We start from the raw sequence: 18,984 nt of genomic DNA, 5'->3' as shown, positions 1-18,984 counted from the left end.
TCAGGCGGGCAGCACCGCGCGGTTCGAGAGTCCGGCTCGGGCGGCGCGGGCGTAGGCGCTGGGCAGCGCGGCCAGGAGGACGTCGACGTCCGCGTCGGTCGAGGTGTGGCCGAGCGTCATCCGGAGCACCCCGCGGGCCTCGTCCTCGCTCCGGCCGAGCGCGAGGACCACGTGCGAGGGCTCCGGGATCCCCGCCGTGCAGGCGGATCCGGTCGAGACGGAGACGCCCGCGGTGTCGAGGAGGAAGAGGAGGGAGTCGCCCTGCGCACCGGGGAAGGCGAGGTGCGCGTTGTTGGCGACCCGGCGTCCGGAGTCGAGGGCGGGCCCGGTCAGGGTCGCCCCCGGCACGGCGGCGAGGATGCCCGCGACGAGCCGGTCGCGCAGGGCGGCCAGGCGCAGCGCCTCCGCCGACAGCTCGGCGTCCGCCTCGACCGCGGCGGCGGCGAAGGCCGCGGCGCCGGGCACGTCCTGGGTGCCGGAGCGGACGCCTCGCTGCTGTCCGCCTCCGTGCAGCACCGGGACCACGCGGGCGTCGCGGGCGAGCACGAGGGCACCGGTCGCGATCGGCCCGCCGACCTTGTGACCCGAGACGCTGACGGCGGCCAGTCCCGCGCCGCGCCCGGAGCCGGAGGCGCGGCGGATCTCGGCGATCCGCAGCGGCACGTGTCCAAGGGCGGCGACCGCGTCGACGTGGAGGGGGACGCCGGCGCGGGCGCACGCGGCCGCCAGCTCGGCGATCGGGTTGATCGTCCCGATCTCGTTGTTGACCCAGAGCACCGTGACCAGGGCGACCGATCCGGGGTCCTCCTCCAGCGCCGCGGCGAGCGCCTCCGGCCGCAGGGTGCCCTCGTCGTCGAGAGGCAGCGACTCGAGGACGGCGCCCTCGTGCTCGGCGAGCCAGGCGGCGGAGTCGAGCGTCGCGTGGTGCTCCCCCTCGGCGACCAGGACCCGGACGCGGGCCGGGTCCTCGCTCCGGCGCTGCCAGTAGAGGCCCTTGATCCCGAGGTTGACCGCCTCGGTGCCGCCGGCGGTGAGGATCACCTCGATCGGCTCGCAGCCGAGCACCCCCGCGAGCGCCGACCGGGCGTCCTCCAGCCGGCGGCGCGCCTCCTGGCCGGAGCCGTGGACGGAGGAGGGATTGCCGGCGTGGGCGGACGCCTCCGCGAACGCGGCGAGCGCCGAGGCGCGCAGCGGGGTGGTCGCGGCGTGGTCGAGGTAGATCACAGCAGCCCTTCGTCCCGCGTCGGGGGCACGGAGGGAGCCGGTGCCCGTCACTACTGTAAGTCGCATGACCTCTCACGATCCCCTGGCCCGGCTCGGCGTGACCGTGGACGATCAGGGCGGTGAGCTGCGGGTCTGGTCCGAGAGCGCGAGCGCCGTCGATCTGCTGCTGTACGACGAGAAGGATCCGACCTGGGTGACCCGCACGGTCCCGCTGGCGCGCGACGACGCCGCGGTCTGGTCCGCGCGCTCCGATCTGCTGGCCCCCGGCCGCCGCTACGCCCTGCGCGTCGACGGGCCGACGGGCCCCCGACACCGGTTCGACCCCCGCCGGGCCCTACTGGAGCCGTACTCCCGCGGCCTGCACCGGGTGGCGGAGAACGAGTGGCGCTCCGTCGTCGTGGACGACGCGTTCGACTGGGGCTCCTCCTCCCGGCCCGGCACCCCGATGGACCGCACCGTGATCTACGAGGCGCATGTGAAGGGGCTGACCCGGCTGAACCCGGCGCTCCCCGTGGAGCTGCGCGGCACCTACGCCGGCCTGGCGCACGAGTCGACGGTCTCGGCGCTGCTCGATCTGGGCGTGACGGCGGTCGAGCTGCTGCCCGTGCACGCGTTCGTGTCGGAGCAGCGCCTGCTGCGGCAGGGGCTGACCAACTACTGGGGCTACAACACCCTGAACTTCTTCGCCCCGCACGCCGCGTACGCCTCCTCCACCGCGCAGCGCGGCGGACCGACCGCGGTGCTCCGCGAGTTCAAGGGGATGGTGAAGCTCCTGCACGAGGCCGGCCTCGAGGTGATCCTGGACGTGGTCTACAACCACACCGCCGAGGAGGGGCCGGGCGGGCCGATGTCGAGCCTGCGCGGGATCGACGACGCAGGCTGGTACCGCCAGACGCCCGAGGGCCACTACGTGGACGTCACCGGCTGCGGGAACACGATCGACTTCGGCCGGCCCGCGGCGCAGCGCCTCGCGCTGGACTCGATGCGCTACTGGTCGGGCGAGGTCGGGATCGACGGCTTCCGGCTCGACCTGGCCGCGACCCTCGGCCGGGACGAGATCGCGCACTTCCGGAGCGACCACCCGCTGCTGCGGGCCGCGGTCGAGGATCCGGCGCTGGCCGGCGTGAAGATGATCGCCGAGCCCTGGGACGTGGGAATGGGCGGCTGGCAGACGGGGAACTTCCCGGCCGGGTGGTCGGAGTGGAACGACCGCTACCGCGACCGCGCCCGCAACTTCTGGCTCTCGGACATCGACTACGCCCGCCGCGCCGGCACGGCCCCCGTCGGCATCGGCGGCTTCGCGACCCGGCTCTCGGGCTCCTCCAACACCTTCTCGGCGGAGCGGGGACCCCTCGCTTCGGTCAACTTCGTCACCGCGCACGACGGCTTCACGTTGGCGGACCTGGTCTCGTACAACGTCAAGCACAACATCGGCAACGGCGAGTCGAACCGCGACGGAGCCGACACCAACCGCTCCTTCAACCACGGCTTCGAGGGCCCCACCACCGACGAGCGGATCACGCTGGCGCGGCGCAAGGCGATGCGGAACCTCCTCGGCACCCTGCTGCTGTCGGCCGGCGTGCCGATGATCACGGCGGGCGACGAGACCGGGCGCAGCCAGCGCGGCAACAACAACGCCTACTGCCAGGACTCGGACCTGACCTGGGTGCGCTGGGAGGGCCTGGCCGACTGGCAGCTCGCGCTCCGCGCGCACACGCGCACCCTGCTGCGCCTGCGGCGTGAGCACCCGGCGCTGCGCCCCTCCCGCTACGGCAGCGGCGACGCGAGCGAGCCGGGCGCCACGACCATGACGTGGTTCGACGCCCACGGGCGCGGGATGAGCGAGCACGACTGGACCTCCGCCGCCAACCGGACGCTGCAGTACCTCGCGGCCTCGACGCCGGTCGAGGGCGAGCCGGACCGTGTCCTGCTGGTGGTGCACGGCGTCGAGCAGGACACCACGGTCGTGCTCGCCGACGGCGAGGGGGTCACCGGCTACACGCGCCTGTGGAACAGCGAGGAGCCGGAGCCGCTGGAGCACGGCGAGTCGTTCGAGCCGGGGCAGGTCATCCGCGTGGCCGGCACCTCGATGCAGCTCTTCGCCGCGCACGGGCCGGCGGCCGAGCAGGACGCCTGATGGCGCGGAGCGGGCCGGGGACCCCGGCGACCGTCGCGCTGACGGCGACGGGCGTCCCCTTCACTCCCCGCCAGTACCGGCACGACCCGGCCACGTCGCGCTACGGGCTCGAGGCGGCCGAGGCGCTCGGCGTCGAGCCGGAGCGCGTGTTCAAGACCCTGATGGTCGATGTGGACGGCGAGCTCGTGGTGGGCGTCCTGCCCGTCACCGGCTCGCTCGGGCTGAAGGAGCTCGCGGCCGCGGTCGGAGGCAGGCGGGCGGCGATGGCCGACCCCGTGCTGGCCCAGCGCCGGACCGGCTACGTCCTCGGCGGCATCTCGCCGCTCGGGCAGAGGACGCTGCACCGCACCGTGATCGACGAGACCGTCGAGCTCCACGACACGGTGCTCGTGTCGGGCGGGCGCCGGGGCTTCGACATCGAGCTCGCCCCCGCCGACCTCGTCGCCGCGACGGCCGCCCTCCTCGCCGACATCGCGCGCTGACCCCTGCTCCCCCGCCGTCCTCCTCCGGGCGCCGTTTCGCTCCATGCGCCGTCCTCCTCCCGCGAGATCCCACTCCGGTCCGCGAGACGCCGAGGAAGGCGCACCGGAGCGGCATCTCGCGGAGAGGGACCGGGCGGGGTCAGCCGGCGGCGGCGGCCAGTCCCAGCTCGGCGGAGCGGGCCAGGAGGGGATGCCGCGGCACGACGCGGACGGTGTAGCCGAAGGAGCCGCTGCGGTCGAGGGTGACCACTCCGGCGTAGGGCACGCGCCCGACCGCGTCGGCCGGCACTACGGCACCCGACTCCTCGACCACCTCGAGCTCGTGGTGGCGGACCTCGGTGAGCGAGCCGTCAGCGGCCGTCGTCCCGTACACGACCTCGACCGAGACGTCCGCCGGCGAGAGCTCGCCCAGGCGCACGCCCGCGCGCACGGCGAGCCGGTCCCCGCGCTGGGGCACCGCGTCGATCCCGCCGGACTCGACGGACGCGACCGCGACCCCGGGCCAGCCGGCGCGGACCCGCCGCTTCCAGGTCGCCAGCTCCTTGGCCGGCTCGAAGTGGTCGGCGGCGACGGCGCGCCCGGCCTCGGCGGCCGGCGAGTAGAGCGCCTCGACGTACTGGCGCACCATCCGCTCGGCGGAGAGCTCGGGCGAGAGGGTCGCGAGGGTGTGCCGGATCGACCGCACCCACCGCCGGGGCACGCCGTCGTGATCGCGCTCGTAGTAGCGCGGCACGACCTCGGTCTCGAGCAGCTCGTAGAGCGCCTCGGCCTCGAGCGTGTCGCGGGCCTCCGGGTCGAGCGCGCGGTCGGAGGAGGGGATCGCCCAGCCGTTCTCGCCGTCGAAGTACTCGTTCCACCAGCCGTCGAGGATCGAGAGGTTGAGCGAGCCGTTGAGCGCCGCCTTCATCCCCGAGGTGCCGCACGCCTCGAGCGGGCGCAGCGGGTTGTTGAGCCAGACGTCGGTGCCCGGGTAGAGCAGCTGCGCCATCGCGATGTCGTAGTCCGGCAGGAAGACGATCCTGCGGCGCACGTCCGGCTCCTGCGCGAAGCGGACGAGCCGCTGGATCAGGCGCTTCCCCTCCTCGTCGGCCGGGTGGGACTTGCCCGCGATGACGATCTGGATCGGGTGCTGCGGGTGGGTGAGCAGCGCGCGCAGACGCTCGGGGTCGTGGAGCATCAGGGTCAGCCGCTTGTAGGTCGGCACCCGCCGCGCGAAGCCGATGGTGAGCACGTCCGGGTCCAGCAGCTCGTCGAGCCAGGCCGGCGGGAGGCCGCCCGGGTTCTGCTCGCGCCAGGAGCGGGCGGCCCGGCGGCGGGCGTCCCGCACCAGCTGCTCCCGCATCGCCCGGCGCGCGGCCCACAGCTCGGTGTCGCCGAGCGCGCCCGAGGCCCAGTCGGCCCGCGTCGTGTCGTCGGTGCCGAGCCGCTCCTCCGCGAGCCGCCGGAGGATCGGATCGGTCCAGGTGGCCGCGTGGACGCCGTTCGTCACCGAGCCGATCGGCACCTCCGCCGTCTCGAAGCCGGGCCAGAGGCTCGAGAACATCGAGCGGCTGACCTCGCCGTGCAGCGTCGAGACGCCGTTGGAGCGCTGCGCGAGCCGCAGGCCCATGTACGCCATGTTGAACGCCGTCCCGGAGTCCCCCGGCTCGGCGCCCAGCGCGAGCACGTCCTCGACCTGCACGCCCGGGAGCAGCTCCGTGGAGAAGTACTCCTCGATCATCCCGCGGTCGAAGCGGTCGATGCCCGCCGGCACCGGAGTGTGCGTGGTGAAGACCGTGCTCGCCCGCACCACCTGGAGAGCCTGGTCGAAGTCCAGGCCCGCGCCGATCAGGCCGGAGATGCGCTCGAGCCCCTGGAAGCCGGCGTGCCCCTCGTTGGTGTGGAACACCTCCGGGAGGACGCCGCCCGAGACCTCGGCCCAGAGTTCGAGCGCGCGGACCCCGCCGATGCCCAGCAGCAGCTCCTGCAGCAGGCGGTGCTCGCCCCCGCCGCCGTAGAGGCGGTCGGTGACGGAGCGGAGCGAGTCCTCGTTCTCGGGGATGTCGGTGTCGAGCAGGAGGAGGGTCACCCGGCCGACCTCCGCGCGCCAGACCCGGGCGTAGAGCGCGCGTCCCTCGGGGAGCGCCAGCACGATGCGGGCGGGCGAGCCGTCGGCGAGACGGACGACGCGCAGCGGCAGCCCGTCGGGATCGAGCGAGGGGTAGGACTCGAGCTGCCAGCCGTCGGCGGAGAGCTTCTGCGAGAAGTAGCCCGACCGGTAGAAGAGGCCCACGCCGGTGAGCGGCACGCCCAGGTCCGAGGAGGCCTTCAGGTGGTCGCCCGCGAGGATGCCGAGTCCGCCGGAGTACTGGGGCAGCGCCGCCGCGATGCCGAACTCCGGCGAGAAGTAGGCGATCGAGCGCGGGGCGGACTCCGGCAGCGACTGGTACCACCGCGGCTCGGTGCGGTAGCGCTCGAGCTCGTCGCGGAGGCGCCACGCCTCGTCGACGAAGCCCTGGTCCCCCGCCAGCTCGGCGAGGCGCTCGGGGCTCACTGCTCCGAGCAGAGCGGTGGGGTCCGCTCCCCCGCGCCGCCACAGCTCCGGATCGACCCGCTCGAACAAGCGCCGGGCGGGCTCGTGCCAGGCCCAGCGGAGATTGCCCGCCAGATCGCCCAGAGCCGAGAGCTCGGGCGGGAGGACGGAGCGGACGATGAAGCGGCGGATCGCCTTCACGGCACCCCTCGACTCTCTGCGGACCCCGGAGCGCCCGGTCGCGGAGCACCGGGGCGGTCGCGCTCGGTCACCCTAGCGGACCCCTCGGCCGCCGCGGATCGGCCGGACGCGGACCCGCCCCGACGCTCCGGCACGCGCTCCCCGGATCCGTTTGCACAGGCCCGAGCGCGGGCGCAACCGTCGTGTGCGAGCCGCCGCCGGTCGCTACTGTCATGACGTGGCTCAGATACCTTTCGGCAAGGCTCAGAACGGCAAGGACGCACGGCGAGCGGGTCGCGGACGCGCACCCCAGGAGGCGTCGGCGCCTCCCGAGACGGCCGCTCCGGCGCCCGCCGCCGCCCCCGAGGCGACTCCTGCTCCCCCCGCGGCCGACAGTGCTCCGGCCGACCCGGTGACCGCGGACGCACCCCACGCGTCGCCGGCGACCGCGACGACCGGGAGCGGCTACCGCGTCCGGGCCGAGCGCCTGCCGATCATCGACCCGCAGCCCCGGCTCGAGGACGACCGCTGGCCCGCGAAGGCGTTCGTCGGCGAGGTCGTCCCCTTCGCTGCCACGGCCTTCCGCGAGGGGCACGACCTCATCGGCGTCGACCTCCTGCTGCGCTCGCCGTCCGGGGCCGAGTCGGAGCACCGCATGTCGCTCCTCGCGACCGGCACCGACCGCTACGGGCGCCTCGTGGCCCTCGACGAGGAGGGCGACTGGAGCTACCGCATCCGCGCCTACGCCGACGACTGGGCGACCTGGCTCCACACGGCCGAGGTCAAGATCCCGGCCGGCCTGGACATCGACGTCACCTTCGCCATCGGCGAGGGCCTGCTGCGCAGCGGCGCCGACGACTCCTCGCGGCCCGAGGGCGAGCGCAGCCTGCTCTCCGACACCGCCGCCCGCGTCGGCGACACCACGCTGAGCGCCGAGGAGCGCCTCGCCGCGGCGACCGATCCCGCCGTCCACGGCGCGCTCGACGCCCGCCCGGTGATGAGCCTCACCAGCGTCTCGGAGCCGCGCACCGTCCACGTCGAGCGCACCCGCGCCGGCGTCGGCGCCTGGTACGAGTTCTTCCCCCGCTCCGAGGGCGCCGTGCGCCACGAGGACGGGACCGTGACCAGCGGATCCTTCCGCACCGCGATCGACCGCCTCCCCGCCGTGGCGGCGATGGGCTTCGACGTGCTCTACCTGCCGCCGATCCACCCCATCGGCCGCTCCTTCCGCAAGGGCCCGAACAACACGCTCGACGCCGGCGAGAACGATCCCGGCTCGCCGTGGGCGATCGGCTCGGCCGAGGGCGGCCACGACGCGATCCACCCGGACCTCGGCACCGAGGACGACTTCCGCGCCTTCCACGCCGCGGTCGAGGCCGCGGGCCTCGAGCTCGCCCTCGACTTCGCCCTGCAGGCCTCGCCCGACCATCCCTGGGTCACCAGCCACCCCGAGTGGTTCACGACGCTCCCCGACGGCTCGATCGCCTACGCCGAGAACCCGCCGAAGAAGTACCAGGACATCTACCCGATCAACTTCGACAACGACCCCGAGGGCATCCGTCAGGAGTCGCTGCGGGTCCTGCGGCACTGGATCGACCTGGGCGTGCGGATCTTCCGCGTCGACAACCCCCACACGAAGCCGCTCGACTTCTGGGAGTGGATCATCCACGAGGTCAACGCCGAGCACCCCGAGGTCGTCTTCCTCGCGGAGGCGTTCACCCGCCCCGCGATCATGCGCGCGCTCGGCAAGGTCGGCTTCCAGCAGTCGTACTCGTACTTCACCTGGCGCAACACCAAGGAGGAGCTCGGCGAGTTCTTCACGAGCATCTCCCACGAGACGGCCGACTACATGCGGCCGAACCTCTTCGTGAACACTCCGGACATCCTCACCGAGTACCTCCAGTACGGCGGCCGCTCGGCGTACAAGGTGCGGGCGGCCCTCGCCGCGACCGCGTCGCCGCTGTGGGGGGTCTACGCCGGCTACGAACTGGTCGAGAACGTCGCTCGCCCCGGCGCCGAGGAGAACATCGACAACGAGAAGTACGAGTACAAGACGCGCGACTGGGCCGGCCCCGAGGAGTCGGGCCGCTCGCTGGCGCCGTACATCACGCGCCTCAACGAGATCCGGCGCTCGCACCCCGCACTCGGGCAGCTGCGGAACCTGCACGTGCACGGCAGCGACGACGACGCGATCCTCGTCTACTCCAAGCACCTGCAGGCCGCGTTCACGGGCACCGGGACCGACGACACGATCATCGTCGTCGTCAACACCGACCCGCACTCGGCCCGCGAGACCACGGTCCACCTCGACCTGCCCGCGATCGGGCTCGACTGGAGCGCGACCTTCGAGGTCGAGGACCTGATCACCGGCGCCGTCTGGACCTGGGGCAGCGACGACTACGTGCGGCTCGACTCGTTCGTCGAGCCCGTGCACATCCTGAGCGTGAAGGCGGACGAGCGATGAGCGGAACCACCCCCGAGGGCACGAGCCCGGCCGAGGAGGCGGGCCTCGGCGCGCACGCCGAGACGGTCCCCACGACGGGCACCAGCTCGGCGACCACCTCCGGCCACGGCGCGCACGTCGCCGACGCGGCGCCCGACGCTCGACAGCACCCCGGAGCGGACGGCGAGAACGCGCGCAGCTACGCGGTCGAGACGGTCCCGGAGGCGCCTCAGCCGGTCGCGGCCGACGACGCCGTGACCGTCGAGCCCGACGCCGACGACGCGGAGTCCGCTCCGGTCGGCAGCGGGGCCGAGGGCGACCTGCCCGACGACACGGACGCCGCCGATTCCGTCGCAGCGGACAGCGCCGCTCCCTTTGAGACGACCGCCGGCCCCGCCGAGACGACCGCGGACCCCGCATCCGCTTCGGGCCCTGTCGACGGCACCGCTGCGATCGCGCTGCCCGACATCCCCGAGTGGGTGCTGCAGCAGCTCGCCACCGGCAGCAACGCGCTCCCCCACGACGTCCTGGGCCAGCACCTCGTCGCGGCCCCCGGCGTCTCCGACCCGGTGACGGTCGTCCGCGTGCGCCGCCCGCTCGCCGAGAAGGTCGCCGTGGTGCTCGCCACCGGCGCCCGCGTCGAGCTCAGCCACCTCAGCGACGGGATCTGGCAGGGCTTCCACGTCCTCGGTCCGCAGGCGTACACCGTCGAGGCCCGCTACGGCGGCGGCGGCGAGTGGACCGCGGAGGACCCCTACCGCTTCTCGAAGACGGTCGGTGATTTCGACCTCTACCTCATCGGCGAGGGCCGCCACGAGCGCCTCTGGGAGGCGCTCGGCGCCCGTCACCGCGAGCACGAGGGGGTCTGGGGCACGAGCTTCGCCGTCTGGGCCCCGCACGCCCAGGCCGCTCGGGTCGTCGGCGACTTCAACGACTGGAACGGCGAGGGCCACTCCCTCCGCAACCTCGGGACGACCGGGGTCTGGGAGATCTTCGTCCCGGGCGTCGAGCCCGGAGCCTCCTACAAGTTCGACCTGCTCTCGCGTGACGGCCACTGGGTCCGCAAGGCCGACCCGATGGCCCGCGCCACGGAGGTGCCGCCCGCGACGGCGTCCAAGGTCCCCGTCTCGCACCACCAGTGGGGCGACTCCGGCTGGATGGAGAAGCGAGCCTCGGTCGATCCGCACACGCAGCCGCTCAGCGTCTACGAGATGCACCTCGGCTCCTGGCGTCCGGGACTGGGCTACCGCGACCTCGCGGACCCGCTGATCGAGTACGTCACCGAGCTCGGCTTCACGCACGTGGAGTTCATGCCGCTCGCCGAGCACCCGTTCGGCGGCTCCTGGGGCTACCAGGTCACCGGCTACTACGCCGCCTCGAGCCGCTTCGGCACGGCCGACGACCTCAAGTACCTGATCGACCGTCTGCACCAGGCCGGCATCGGCGTCATCGTCGACTGGGTGCCGGGGCACTTCCCCAAGGACGACTTCGCCCTCGCCCGCTTCGACGGCGAGCCGCTCTACGAGCACCCGGACTGGCGCCGCGGCGAGCAGATGGACTGGGGCACCTACGTCTTCGACTTCGGGCACACCCAGGTGCGCAACTTCCTCGTCGCTAACGCCCTGTTCTGGCTCGAGGAGTTCCACGTCGACGCCCTGCGCGTGGACGCCGTCGCCTCGATGCTCTACCTCGACTACTCCCGCAAGGAGGGCGAGTGGCTGCCGAACCAGTACGGCGGACGCGAGCACCTCGAGGCGATCAGCTTCCTCCAGGAGGTCAACGCCACGGCCTACAAGCTGCACCCCGGCATCATGATGATCGCCGAGGAGTCGACGAGCTGGCCCGGCGTCACCCAGCCCACCAGCTCCGGCGGCCTCGGCTTCGGGCTCAAGTGGAACATGGGCTGGATGCACGACTCGCTCGACTACATGGCGAACGATCCGCTGTGGCGCCAGTACCACCTGGGCGAGATCACCTTCTCGTTCGTCTACGCCTTCAGCGAGAAGTTCGTCCTGCCGATCAGCCACGACGAGGTCGTGCACGGCAAGGGCTCGCTGATCCAGAAGATGCCGGGCGACCACTGGCAGCAGCTCGCGAACGTGCGCGCCTACCTCGCCTTCATGTGGGCCCATCCCGGCAAGCAGCTGCTCTTCATGGGCCAGGAGTTCGGCCAGTACTCCGAGTGGAGCGAGGAGCGGGGTCTGGACTGGTGGATCCTCGATCAGCCGAGCCACCGCGGTCTCTGGAGCCTCGTCGGTCAGCTGAACCGCGTGTACCGCGACTCGCCGTCGCTCTGGGAGCTCGACCACGAGCAGTCGGGCTTCGAGTGGATCGACGGCGGCGCGGCGGCGGCCAACGTCGTCTCGTTCCTGCGCAAGGACAGCGAGGGTCGCCCGATCGCCGTCATCGCCAACTTCTCGGGTTCGCCCGTGCACGGCTACCGCGTGAGCCTGCCCACGGCCGGCCGCTGGGAGGAGCTCGTCAACACGGACGCCGAGATCTACGGCGGCAGCGGAGTCGGGAACTTCGGAGCGGTCGAGGCTCGCGAGGAGCCGTGGGCCGGCCGCCCGGCTTCCGCCGAGCTGGTCCTGCCCCCGCTGGCCGTGCTCTACCTGCGACCCGCCGACTGATCGGTCCCCGCACGGAAGAGGCCGCCCGCCGCGACGATCGTCGCGAGCGGGCGGCCTCTCGGCGTTCCGGCCGGCGTCAGTAGAGCAGGCCGGTGAGCCGGGCCCGAGCCTTGTTGACGCGCGGGTCGGTCTGGCCGACGATCTCGAAGAGCTCCAGGAGACGAGCGCGGACGGCGGCCTTCCCCTCGGCGTCGAGGCGCGGGAACATCGAGAGCAGTCGGTCGAAGGCGTCCTCGACGTGGCCGCCCGAGACGTCCAGGTCGGCGACGGCGAGCTGCGCGTCGAGGTTCGACGGCTCGGCCGCGGCGGTCGAGCGGATGTCGTCGAGCGTGCGGCCCTGGAGGCGGGCCAGCAGCCGCACCTGAGCGAGACCGGCGACCGCGAGGTCGTCGCGCGGGTTCTGCGCGATGGCGGTCTCGTACTCGGTGATCGCCGCGGCGTAGTCGCCCCGGTCGATCGCGTCGTAGGCCTCCTGGTGGTGCGGCGGCAGCGGCTCCGGCTCGGGCTCCGCGCCCTCGGCGGGAGCGGCTCCCTCCACCGGCACCGTGCCCGTCACACCGTTCTGAGCGGCGAGCTGGAGGACCTGCTCGAGCAGGTCGCGCAGCTGCTCCTCGGCGATGAGGCCGCTGAACAGGGGCACCGGGCGGCCGCCGATGATCGCGGCGACCGTCGGCACGGACTGCACCTGGAACGCCTGCGCCAGCTGCGGGCTCGACTCCACGTCGACCCCGACGAGCACGAACGCGCCGGCGTACGAGACGACGACCTTCTCGAGCAGCGCGGTCATGCTCTGGCTCTGGTCCGACCAGGAGCCGCGCAGGTCGACGATCACCGGCACGCGCGACGAGAGCTGGACCACCTGGTCGAACTCGGCGTCGCCGGCGGTCAGCAGCAGCGGATTCGCGCCGGGCGCGCCTCCGGGAGCGGCGGGCGCGGCCGGGGCGCCGGCGGAGGCGGCGGGCGGGGTGCGGCGGTTCACCAGCGACGAGAGGTCGACGGCGCCGCGGAGGTTTCCGGGCAGGGGCGGGACGGTGCTCACGGCAGCTGCACCACCGAGACGAGTCCCTGGCTCCATCCGAGCATCACGATCTTCTCCTCCGATCCGACGGGCGGTACGTAGAACAGCAGTTGGTATCCGTAGGTGGTCTCGATGCCGGTCGTCGACTTGTCCGTGCCCAGCAGGGTCTGCGAGGCGCCGGAGGTCGAGACGGTCGAGCCCTCGGCAGTGGGGCGGACGGTCGACGTCTCGGCGATGCTCGCCGCGACGAGGGCCCCCGAGTCGTTCGTCGCGAGCGCGATCGTCGGCGACGTGCCGGCGGCGTTCGAGAACTCGATCGAGGCGGTGTCCGGCAGTGCCTCGCGGTCGGCGTTCTTCTTGTCGACGCCGACCTGCCCCCGGAGGGTGTCGCCGTCGGCCGCGAAGAGCTCGGCGTACTGGCTCGAGTCGCCGTTGGCGAGCACGTCCGCGTACGCGGAGCCGACGGTCTGCGGGGCGAGCTTCATCAGGCGCGAGTCGGGCGCCACGATCGACGTGCCGACGGTGACGGGCGCGACGTCGGGGATGCGCGCGTTGGCCTCGAGCGAGATGGCGTAGTCGACCTTGTAGTCGACGCGCGGGCTCGCCTGGCTCATCACCAGCGCGATCGGGGCCTGGGTGGAGTCCGTCGAGTTCTGCACGACGGCGGTCACCAGGCGCGGCCACGACTCCGTGTCCTGCGGGAGCACCAGGCTCACCGGGGAGGCCGGGATCGTCTGCGGCGGGTCGATCGTCCCGCCCTTGGCGACGACGTCGTAGTTGGTGGTGCGCTCGGTGAGCGCCTCGCCCTGGAAGCGCTCGGCGAGGATCCCGGCGTCCCGGGCGGCGTCGGCGCGCGACGCGACATCGGCGACCTCGGCGACGACGGCCTCCGCCTGCTGCGTGGTGACCACGGGGGTCGGCTCGGCCGAGACCGGCTCTGCCCCCGCGGTCGCCGTGGCGGACGCGGTCGGCGCCTCGCTCGCGCCCGCGGCGAGATCCGGCCAGTAGTCGGAGCTGCAGCCGGAGAGGAGGACCGTCGTCCCGAGGACGACTGGCAGCACCAGGGCGGCCCGGCGGCGCGAGGGCGCCGGCGACGCCGTGGAGGCCTGGATCCCGGCACGCGGCCGGGGGCGGCGGGCACCGCGGGGGATCCGACCCTGCGGTCCCTTCCGGCGCGGGCCGTGCTGGCGGCGCAGGTGGACGAAGGCCCAGATGTAGAGGACGAGGCCGAGGAGGAGGAACACGGCTCCTCCGAGCAGCAGCGGGCCGGCGAGGGGCGTCGCGGTGTCCACGGGCCAGCTGACGCGCACGGAGTCGGCTGCCGGCGCGGTGCCGTCGCTCGCGATGAGGATGGAGACGTCCTCCGGCACGTCGAGCGCCAGGGTCACGCTGCCGCTCCCCTCGAACTCCTCGAGCCAGAGGTCGGAGCCGCGAGGATCGACGACCGCCGCGTCGGCGGTCTCGACGTCGGAGGAGAGCTGGACGCGCTCCCCCGTCTCCTCCGCGGAGGTGAGGGTGTCGTCGGCGCGCTCGTAGCCGATGGCGTCGTAGCTCGAGCCGCCCACCCAGCCCAGCACGTCGGAGGTCCGGGCGTAGGCGACGACGAGGTCGCCGCTGCCCTCGACCGTGATCGTCTGGCGTCCCGGGTTGGCGCCCAGGGTGCTGCCGTCGATCACCGCGTAGGGAGCGGAGGAGTCGAGCGCGGTCTCGGCGGTGAGGGACTCCGGAGGAGCCCAGACCGTCCGCTGACCGATGCCGAGCACGATCATCGCGGCAGCGATGACGGTGGCGATGATGGCGAAGACGAACCGCACGAAAGAACTCCTCCTGCGTTGCCGGATCGGGGTGACGGCCGGGGCCGGCTCGGGGTACGCAGCCGGACCGGGGCGCGACGGCAACAGACAAAGACAGTCCACGATAGCCGATGCCCTCGCTCCGATGCCCGGGAGAAGCCGAGAGTGCGGCCCGGGCGGCGCGCGGTGCGGGTGTCGCCCCGGCCGCGGCCTCCCTGCTGAATACACTTTCCCAGTGCCGCGAGCCCCACCGCGGTCCTGCTCTGAAGGAGACGACGTGGCGAACGACGAGGCCGAATTCACCCAGGTGTTCCGTGGCTACGACCGGGACGAGGTCGACAAGGCCGTCCAGGGCCTGCGCCGCGAGCTCATCCACTCGAACACCCAGGCGGCCGAGAGCGGCCGCGAGGTGAAGCGCCTGTCCTCCCGGATCGAGGGCCTCGAGAAGGAGCTGCAGCAGGTCGGCACTCCCACCTACGCCGGCCTGGGCGCCAAGCTCGAGCACACCCTGCGCGTGGCCGAGGAGCAGTCCGAGCGGATCATCGCCCAGGCCGAGAACGACGCCTCCGCCCTCCGCCGCTCCACCCGCGACGACGGCGACCGCATCCTCCAGGAGGCGCGCGACGAGGCCGAGCGCCTGGTGACCGAGGCGCGCCGCCGTGCGGACCGGACCCGCGACGAGTCCGAGGCGCAGGCCGCGGCGACGCTCGGCAAGGCCGCCGACGACCGCGACGTGATGACCCAGGACGCCGTCCGCGAGGCCGCCGCGATCCGCGGCACCGTGGCGACCGAGGCCGCCGAGACCCGCGCCACCGCGAAGCGCGAGGCCGCCGCGATCCGCTCCGAGGCCGAGCGCGAGGCTGCGGAGATGCGCGCCGTCGCCGCCCGCGAGATCGAGGTCGCCCGCGCCGAGGCCGCCCGCCTCGCCCAGGCCAACGAGCTCCTGCGGGCCGAGGTCGCCTCCGAGGTCGACCGGCTCCGGGCGGCCGTCGAGGCCGAGGTCGCCCAGGCTCGCGCGGCGGTCGAGGCCGAGGTGCTCTCGACCCGCGCCGCGCTCGACGCCGAGGTCGCCGCCGCCCGCGCCGAGGGCGCCCGCGAGATCGCCGACCAGCGCACCCGGCTCACCCAGGAGCGCGCCGAGGCCGTCGCCGTGCTCGACGCCGAGCTGGCGGGCCTGCGCGCCGCGTCCGCCGACGAGGCCGCTGCGCTCTCGCGCGAGGTCGAGCAGGCCCGGATCGACCTGGTGGTCGAGCTCGCCGCGCGCCGCGAGGAGGCCGACCGCGACGACCTGCTCCGCCACCAGGAGGCCGTCGCGCAGACCCAGCGCTACCTCGACGAGTCGAACCTGCAGCTCGCCGACGCCATCCGACGCGCGAACGACAAGCGCCTCGAGGCGGACGCCCTCCGCAGCGACGCCCTCGACGACACGACGCGACTGCGCCGGAAGGCCCAGGACGACTCCGACGCCCTCCTCGACGACGCGCGCGACCAGGCGCAGAAGCTCGTCGCGGACGCGGAGCGCCGCAGCCGCGAGCTGATGGACACCGCCGAGCGGCGCCTCGACGAGATCCGCACCGAGCGCGACGCGATCGCCGGCTACGTGTCGGGACTGCGCGGGCTCATCGGCCACATCGACGGACTCGCGGACGACAGCGACGGCGACGGCTCCGACGGCAGCGGCCCTGACGGCAGCGGCTCCGACGGCGGCTCGTCCGGCCGCTAGGCGGTCGCTGGGCGGGTCGGCTCAGCCGAGCTCGCCCGCCCACTCCGTCGGCAGCGGGGACGAGGCGGGCGCGACCACGCGCACGATCTCGTCGAGGACGCGCCGGGTCTGCGCCTCGCCGACCCAGAGATGCTTCCCGCCCTCCACAGCGACGAGGTCCAGCTGCGGCACGCTCGCGAAGCGCTCGGCGGCCGCCTCCGGCCGCAGGTAGTCGTCGAACTCCGGGACGAGCGCCACGAGCGGTCGGCCGTCCTCGCCCCAGGCGGCGACCTCCTCCGCGCTCGTGCGGTGCAGCGGCGGCGAGAGCAGGATCGCTCCCTCGACGGGGTGCTCCCTCCCCCACTTCAGCGCGAGCTCGGTGCCGAAGGACCAGCCGACCAGCCAGGGGTGCGGCAGTCCGCGCTCCGCGACGAGCGCCAGGGCTGCGGCGACGTCGGCGCGCTCCTCGGTGCCGTGTCCGAACGCGCCCTCGCTCGTGCCGCGCGGCGACGCAGTGCCGCGGGTGTTGAAGCGGAGGACCGCCAGATCGGCGAGCGCGGGCAGGCGGGCGGCGGCCTTCCGCAGGATGTGCGAGTCCATGAAGCCGCCGTGTGTGGGCAGCGGATGCAGGGTGACCAGGGTCGCGACCGGCTCGCGCTCCAGGGGCAGCGCGAGCTCCCCGACAAGGGTCAGCCCGTCGGCTGTGTGCAGCTCGATGTCCTCGCGACGGGCGGGGAGGACGACGCCTCCGCGGATCTCGTGGGTCATCGTGCTCCTCGGATTCTCCAGCAGTGCGTGTGCCAGTGGCGGCGGCCGGCCAGGTCGGCCGCGTCGCCGAGGGCGCCGTCGGCCCGCCAGGTGACCAGGTGCGGCTGGCCGATGTCGATGGTGAGCCCGCAGCCCGGGCAGAGGTAGTTCTTTACGGCCCGCACTGCCGAGACGGGCTGAACGTTCCACTCCCGGCCGGCGTGCGACTCTGTGCGCCGGAAGCCTGCGAGCATCTGCGAGAGGTCGCGCTGCTCGTCGTCGTCGTCACGGCGGCCGCCCCGGGGTCTGTTGCTGCGCGGCATCTCCCCAGTCTAGGAGGCCGCCGCTGGGCCCCTCCCGTCAGTGGGAGCTGTCGTCCATCTCGAGCCGGGTCTCCTCGGCGTCGAGCATCAGCTGCGCCCGCCGCAGCGTCCGCGAGGAGTAGACCCCGCGCCCCCGGGCGTCCAGCAGCGCCTCCCGCTCGGCGAGCAGGACCGCTCGGCGCAGCCGCAGGTACTGCGCGTGCGGGCCGAGGGGCGCATCCTCCGCGCGGCCGACCTGTTCCCACGCCACCTGCGAGCGGGTCAGAGTGTCGCGGCGCACGCGCTCGAGGACGCGCTCGCCCGCCTCGCCGTCGGGCAGCTCCGCCACCGCCTCGGGGAGGGCCTGGATGCCCGTGGCCGCGACCTCGTCGAGCAGCGTCGCGAGCTCGCGGCGGTCGGCCTCTCCGTCGGTGCCCTGGATGCCGGTGAGCCGGATCAGCGCCGGGAGCGTCGCACCCTGCAGGAGCAGCGTCACGACGGCGACGGTGAAGGCGATCAGGATCAGCTGGGAGCGGTAGGGAGTCTCGTCCGGCAGCGACTGGGCCGCGGCGAGCGTGACCACGCCGCGCATCCCGGACCAGGACAGGACGACTCCTCCGCGCCAGCCGAACGCCTCGCTCGTGGTCGCGGCCAGATCGGTCTCGCGCCGGAGGTAGAGCCGCTCCGCTCTCACCTGCCGCCGCCGGAAGCGCTCGTCGCTGGTGGCGCTGTTGCGCAGTCGCATCAGGCCCACCGCCAGCCGCCGGTTGATCCGCTCCGCCCGCCGACCGGAGCTGCGCAGCCACAGGAGCAGCGGCCACACGAAGAGGGCCCGCAGCACGATCAGGATGACCACGGTGGCCAGACCCAGCAGCACCGCGGTGCCCACTCCGAACTCGCCCGGGTCCACGACCCCGGAGACGATCGCCTTGATCTCGGCGCCCATGAGCAGGAAGACGCCGTTCTCGAGCAGGAACTGCGCCGTCCGCCAGTTCACCCGCTCGCTGATCCGCGACTGCGGCGAGAGGAAGCGCGCGCTGTTGTGCCCCGTGTAGATCCCGGTGACCACGACGGCGAGCACCCCGGACGCGCCCAGCTCCTCGGCCGGGATGTAGGCCAGGAACGGCACGGCGAAGGACACGGCGGTGTCGAGCACCGGGTCCCGCAGCTTCGAGCGCACGAAGACGGTGAGCACGCCCATCACCAGTCCGAGGACGATCGCCATCAGGACGGAGTAGACGAAGAGGACCCCCACCTCGCCCACGTCGATCGCGTCGGTCGTGACGGAGGCGCCGACCACGGCCGCCGCAGCCGTCGCGGCGCGCAGCAGCACCAGCGCCGACGCGTCGTTCACGAGGCTCTCGCCCTCGAGCACCGTCACCAGGCGGGGCGGGAGTCCGAGCTTCTTGCCGATCGAGGTCGCGGCCACCGCGTCGGTCGGGCTCACGACGGCGCCCAGAGCGATCGCCGCGGGCAGGCTCAGATCGGGGAACACGAGGTAGAGGAAGCCGCCGACCACGAGGGCGGTCACGACGACCAGGAGGACCGAGAGCCCGAAGATCGAGCGCAGGTTCCGCCGGAAGTCGGTGAGGGGCACCTGGATCGCGGCCGAGTACAGCAGCGGCGGCAGCACGCCCGCGAGGATCAGTTCAGGCTCGACCTCGATGTCCGGGACCCCGGGGAGATAGGACGCGCCGATCCCGATGACGACCAGGAGCAGCGGTGCGGCGATCCCGAGGCGGCTCGAGAACCGCGCGACGGTGACGACCGTGATGATCCCGACGACCCCGAGCAGCGCGTAATCCACGGCACCA

The 18,984-nt window shown here is 73.4% G+C and carries 12 protein-coding genes; 5 read left to right on the top strand and 7 right to left on the bottom strand.

The annotated features are described in order from the left end of the window. Entirely contained in the window at nt 1-1,290 is a 1,290-nt protein-coding gene (locus tag C5D36_RS06385; RefSeq protein WP_104295454.1) for a cysteine desulfurase family protein, read from the bottom strand. Here C5D36_RS06385 and glgX point away from each other — a divergent pair. Together glgX and ybaK are read left to right on the top strand one after the other, a co-directional pair. Next, the gene (gene glgX, locus C5D36_RS06380; protein ID WP_104288331.1) at nt 1,289-3,361 is read left to right on the top strand and encodes a glycogen debranching protein GlgX; all 2,073 of its coding nucleotides are present in this window, start codon (nt 1,289-1,291) and stop codon (nt 3,359-3,361) included. The two genes, C5D36_RS06385 and glgX, sit on opposite strands and share 2 nt — an antisense overlap. Further along, a complete protein-coding gene (gene ybaK, locus C5D36_RS06375) occupies nt 3,361-3,843 on the top strand; it encodes a Cys-tRNA(Pro) deacylase (protein ID WP_104295453.1) in 483 nt (160 codons plus the stop codon). Before glgX ends, ybaK begins: the two co-directional genes overlap by 1 nt. Before the next feature lie 139 nt (nt 3,844-3,982). Here the strand turns inward: ybaK and glgP are convergent, their stop codons facing one another. Then, the gene (gene glgP / locus C5D36_RS06370; protein WP_104295452.1) at nt 3,983-6,556 is read right to left on the bottom strand and encodes an alpha-glucan family phosphorylase; all 2,574 of its coding nucleotides are present in this window, start codon (nt 6,554-6,556) and stop codon (nt 3,983-3,985) included. 472 nt (nt 6,557-7,028) lie between these two features. Here glgP and C5D36_RS06365 point away from each other — a divergent pair, with 472 nt between their 5' ends. Then, nucleotides 7,029-8,999 carry an alpha-1,4-glucan--maltose-1-phosphate maltosyltransferase gene (locus C5D36_RS06365; RefSeq protein ID WP_308471252.1) on the top strand — a complete coding sequence of 657 codons (1,971 nt, stop codon included), beginning with the start codon at nt 7,029-7,031 and terminating at the stop codon, nt 8,997-8,999. Further along, nucleotides 8,996-11,608 carry a 1,4-alpha-glucan branching protein GlgB gene (glgB, locus tag C5D36_RS06360; RefSeq protein ID WP_104295451.1) on the top strand — a complete coding sequence of 871 codons (2,613 nt, stop codon included), beginning with the start codon at nt 8,996-8,998 and terminating at the stop codon, nt 11,606-11,608. The genes C5D36_RS06365 and glgB overlap by 4 nt, the downstream gene beginning before the upstream one ends. Before the next feature lie 76 nt (nt 11,609-11,684). Here the strand turns inward: glgB and C5D36_RS06355 are convergent, their stop codons facing one another. Together C5D36_RS06355 and C5D36_RS06350 are read right to left on the bottom strand one after the other, a co-directional pair. Beyond that, nucleotides 11,685-12,647 (bottom strand): tetratricopeptide repeat protein, encoded by a 963-nt coding sequence (locus tag C5D36_RS06355; RefSeq protein WP_104292183.1) that lies wholly within the window; start codon nt 12,645-12,647, stop codon nt 11,685-11,687. Beyond that, on the bottom strand, nt 12,644-14,440 hold the full coding sequence (locus tag C5D36_RS06350; RefSeq protein WP_104295450.1) for a hypothetical protein: 1,797 nt from the start codon (nt 14,438-14,440) through the stop codon (nt 12,644-12,646). Before C5D36_RS06350 ends, C5D36_RS06355 begins: the two co-directional genes overlap by 4 nt. A gap of 256 nt (nt 14,441-14,696) precedes the next feature. On the opposite strand from C5D36_RS06350, the gene C5D36_RS06345 reads away from it, so the two are divergent. Continuing rightward, nucleotides 14,697-16,142 (top strand): DivIVA domain-containing protein, encoded by a 1,446-nt coding sequence (locus C5D36_RS06345; RefSeq protein WP_104295449.1) that lies wholly within the window; start codon nt 14,697-14,699, stop codon nt 16,140-16,142. A gap of 21 nt (nt 16,143-16,163) precedes the next feature. Here the strand turns inward: C5D36_RS06345 and C5D36_RS06340 are convergent, their stop codons facing one another. The 3 genes from C5D36_RS06340 to C5D36_RS06330 are packed head-to-tail and all read right to left on the bottom strand — an operon-like array spanning nt 16,164 to nt 18,977. Then, nucleotides 16,164-16,889: an alpha/beta hydrolase gene (locus tag C5D36_RS06340; protein ID WP_104226862.1), complete on the bottom strand. Its 726-nt coding sequence runs from the start codon at nt 16,887-16,889 to the stop codon at nt 16,164-16,166. After that, nucleotides 16,886-17,191 carry a hypothetical protein gene (locus C5D36_RS06335; protein ID WP_181072792.1) on the bottom strand — a complete coding sequence of 102 codons (306 nt, stop codon included), beginning with the start codon at nt 17,189-17,191 and terminating at the stop codon, nt 16,886-16,888. The genes C5D36_RS06340 and C5D36_RS06335 overlap by 4 nt, the downstream gene beginning before the upstream one ends. A 37-nt stretch (nt 17,192-17,228) precedes the next feature. Beyond that, nucleotides 17,229-18,977, bottom strand: coding sequence for a sodium:proton antiporter (locus C5D36_RS06330; RefSeq protein WP_104226863.1), 1,749 nt, complete (start codon nt 18,975-18,977; stop codon nt 17,229-17,231). Nucleotides 18,978-18,984 lie beyond the last annotated feature (7 nt).

Origin of the sequence: Rathayibacter sp. AY1C6, assembly GCF_002931535.1 — a bacterium.
GTDB lineage: Bacteria > Actinomycetota > Actinomycetes > Actinomycetales > Microbacteriaceae > Rathayibacter.
This window is presented reverse-complemented; position numbering and strand designations above follow the sequence as displayed.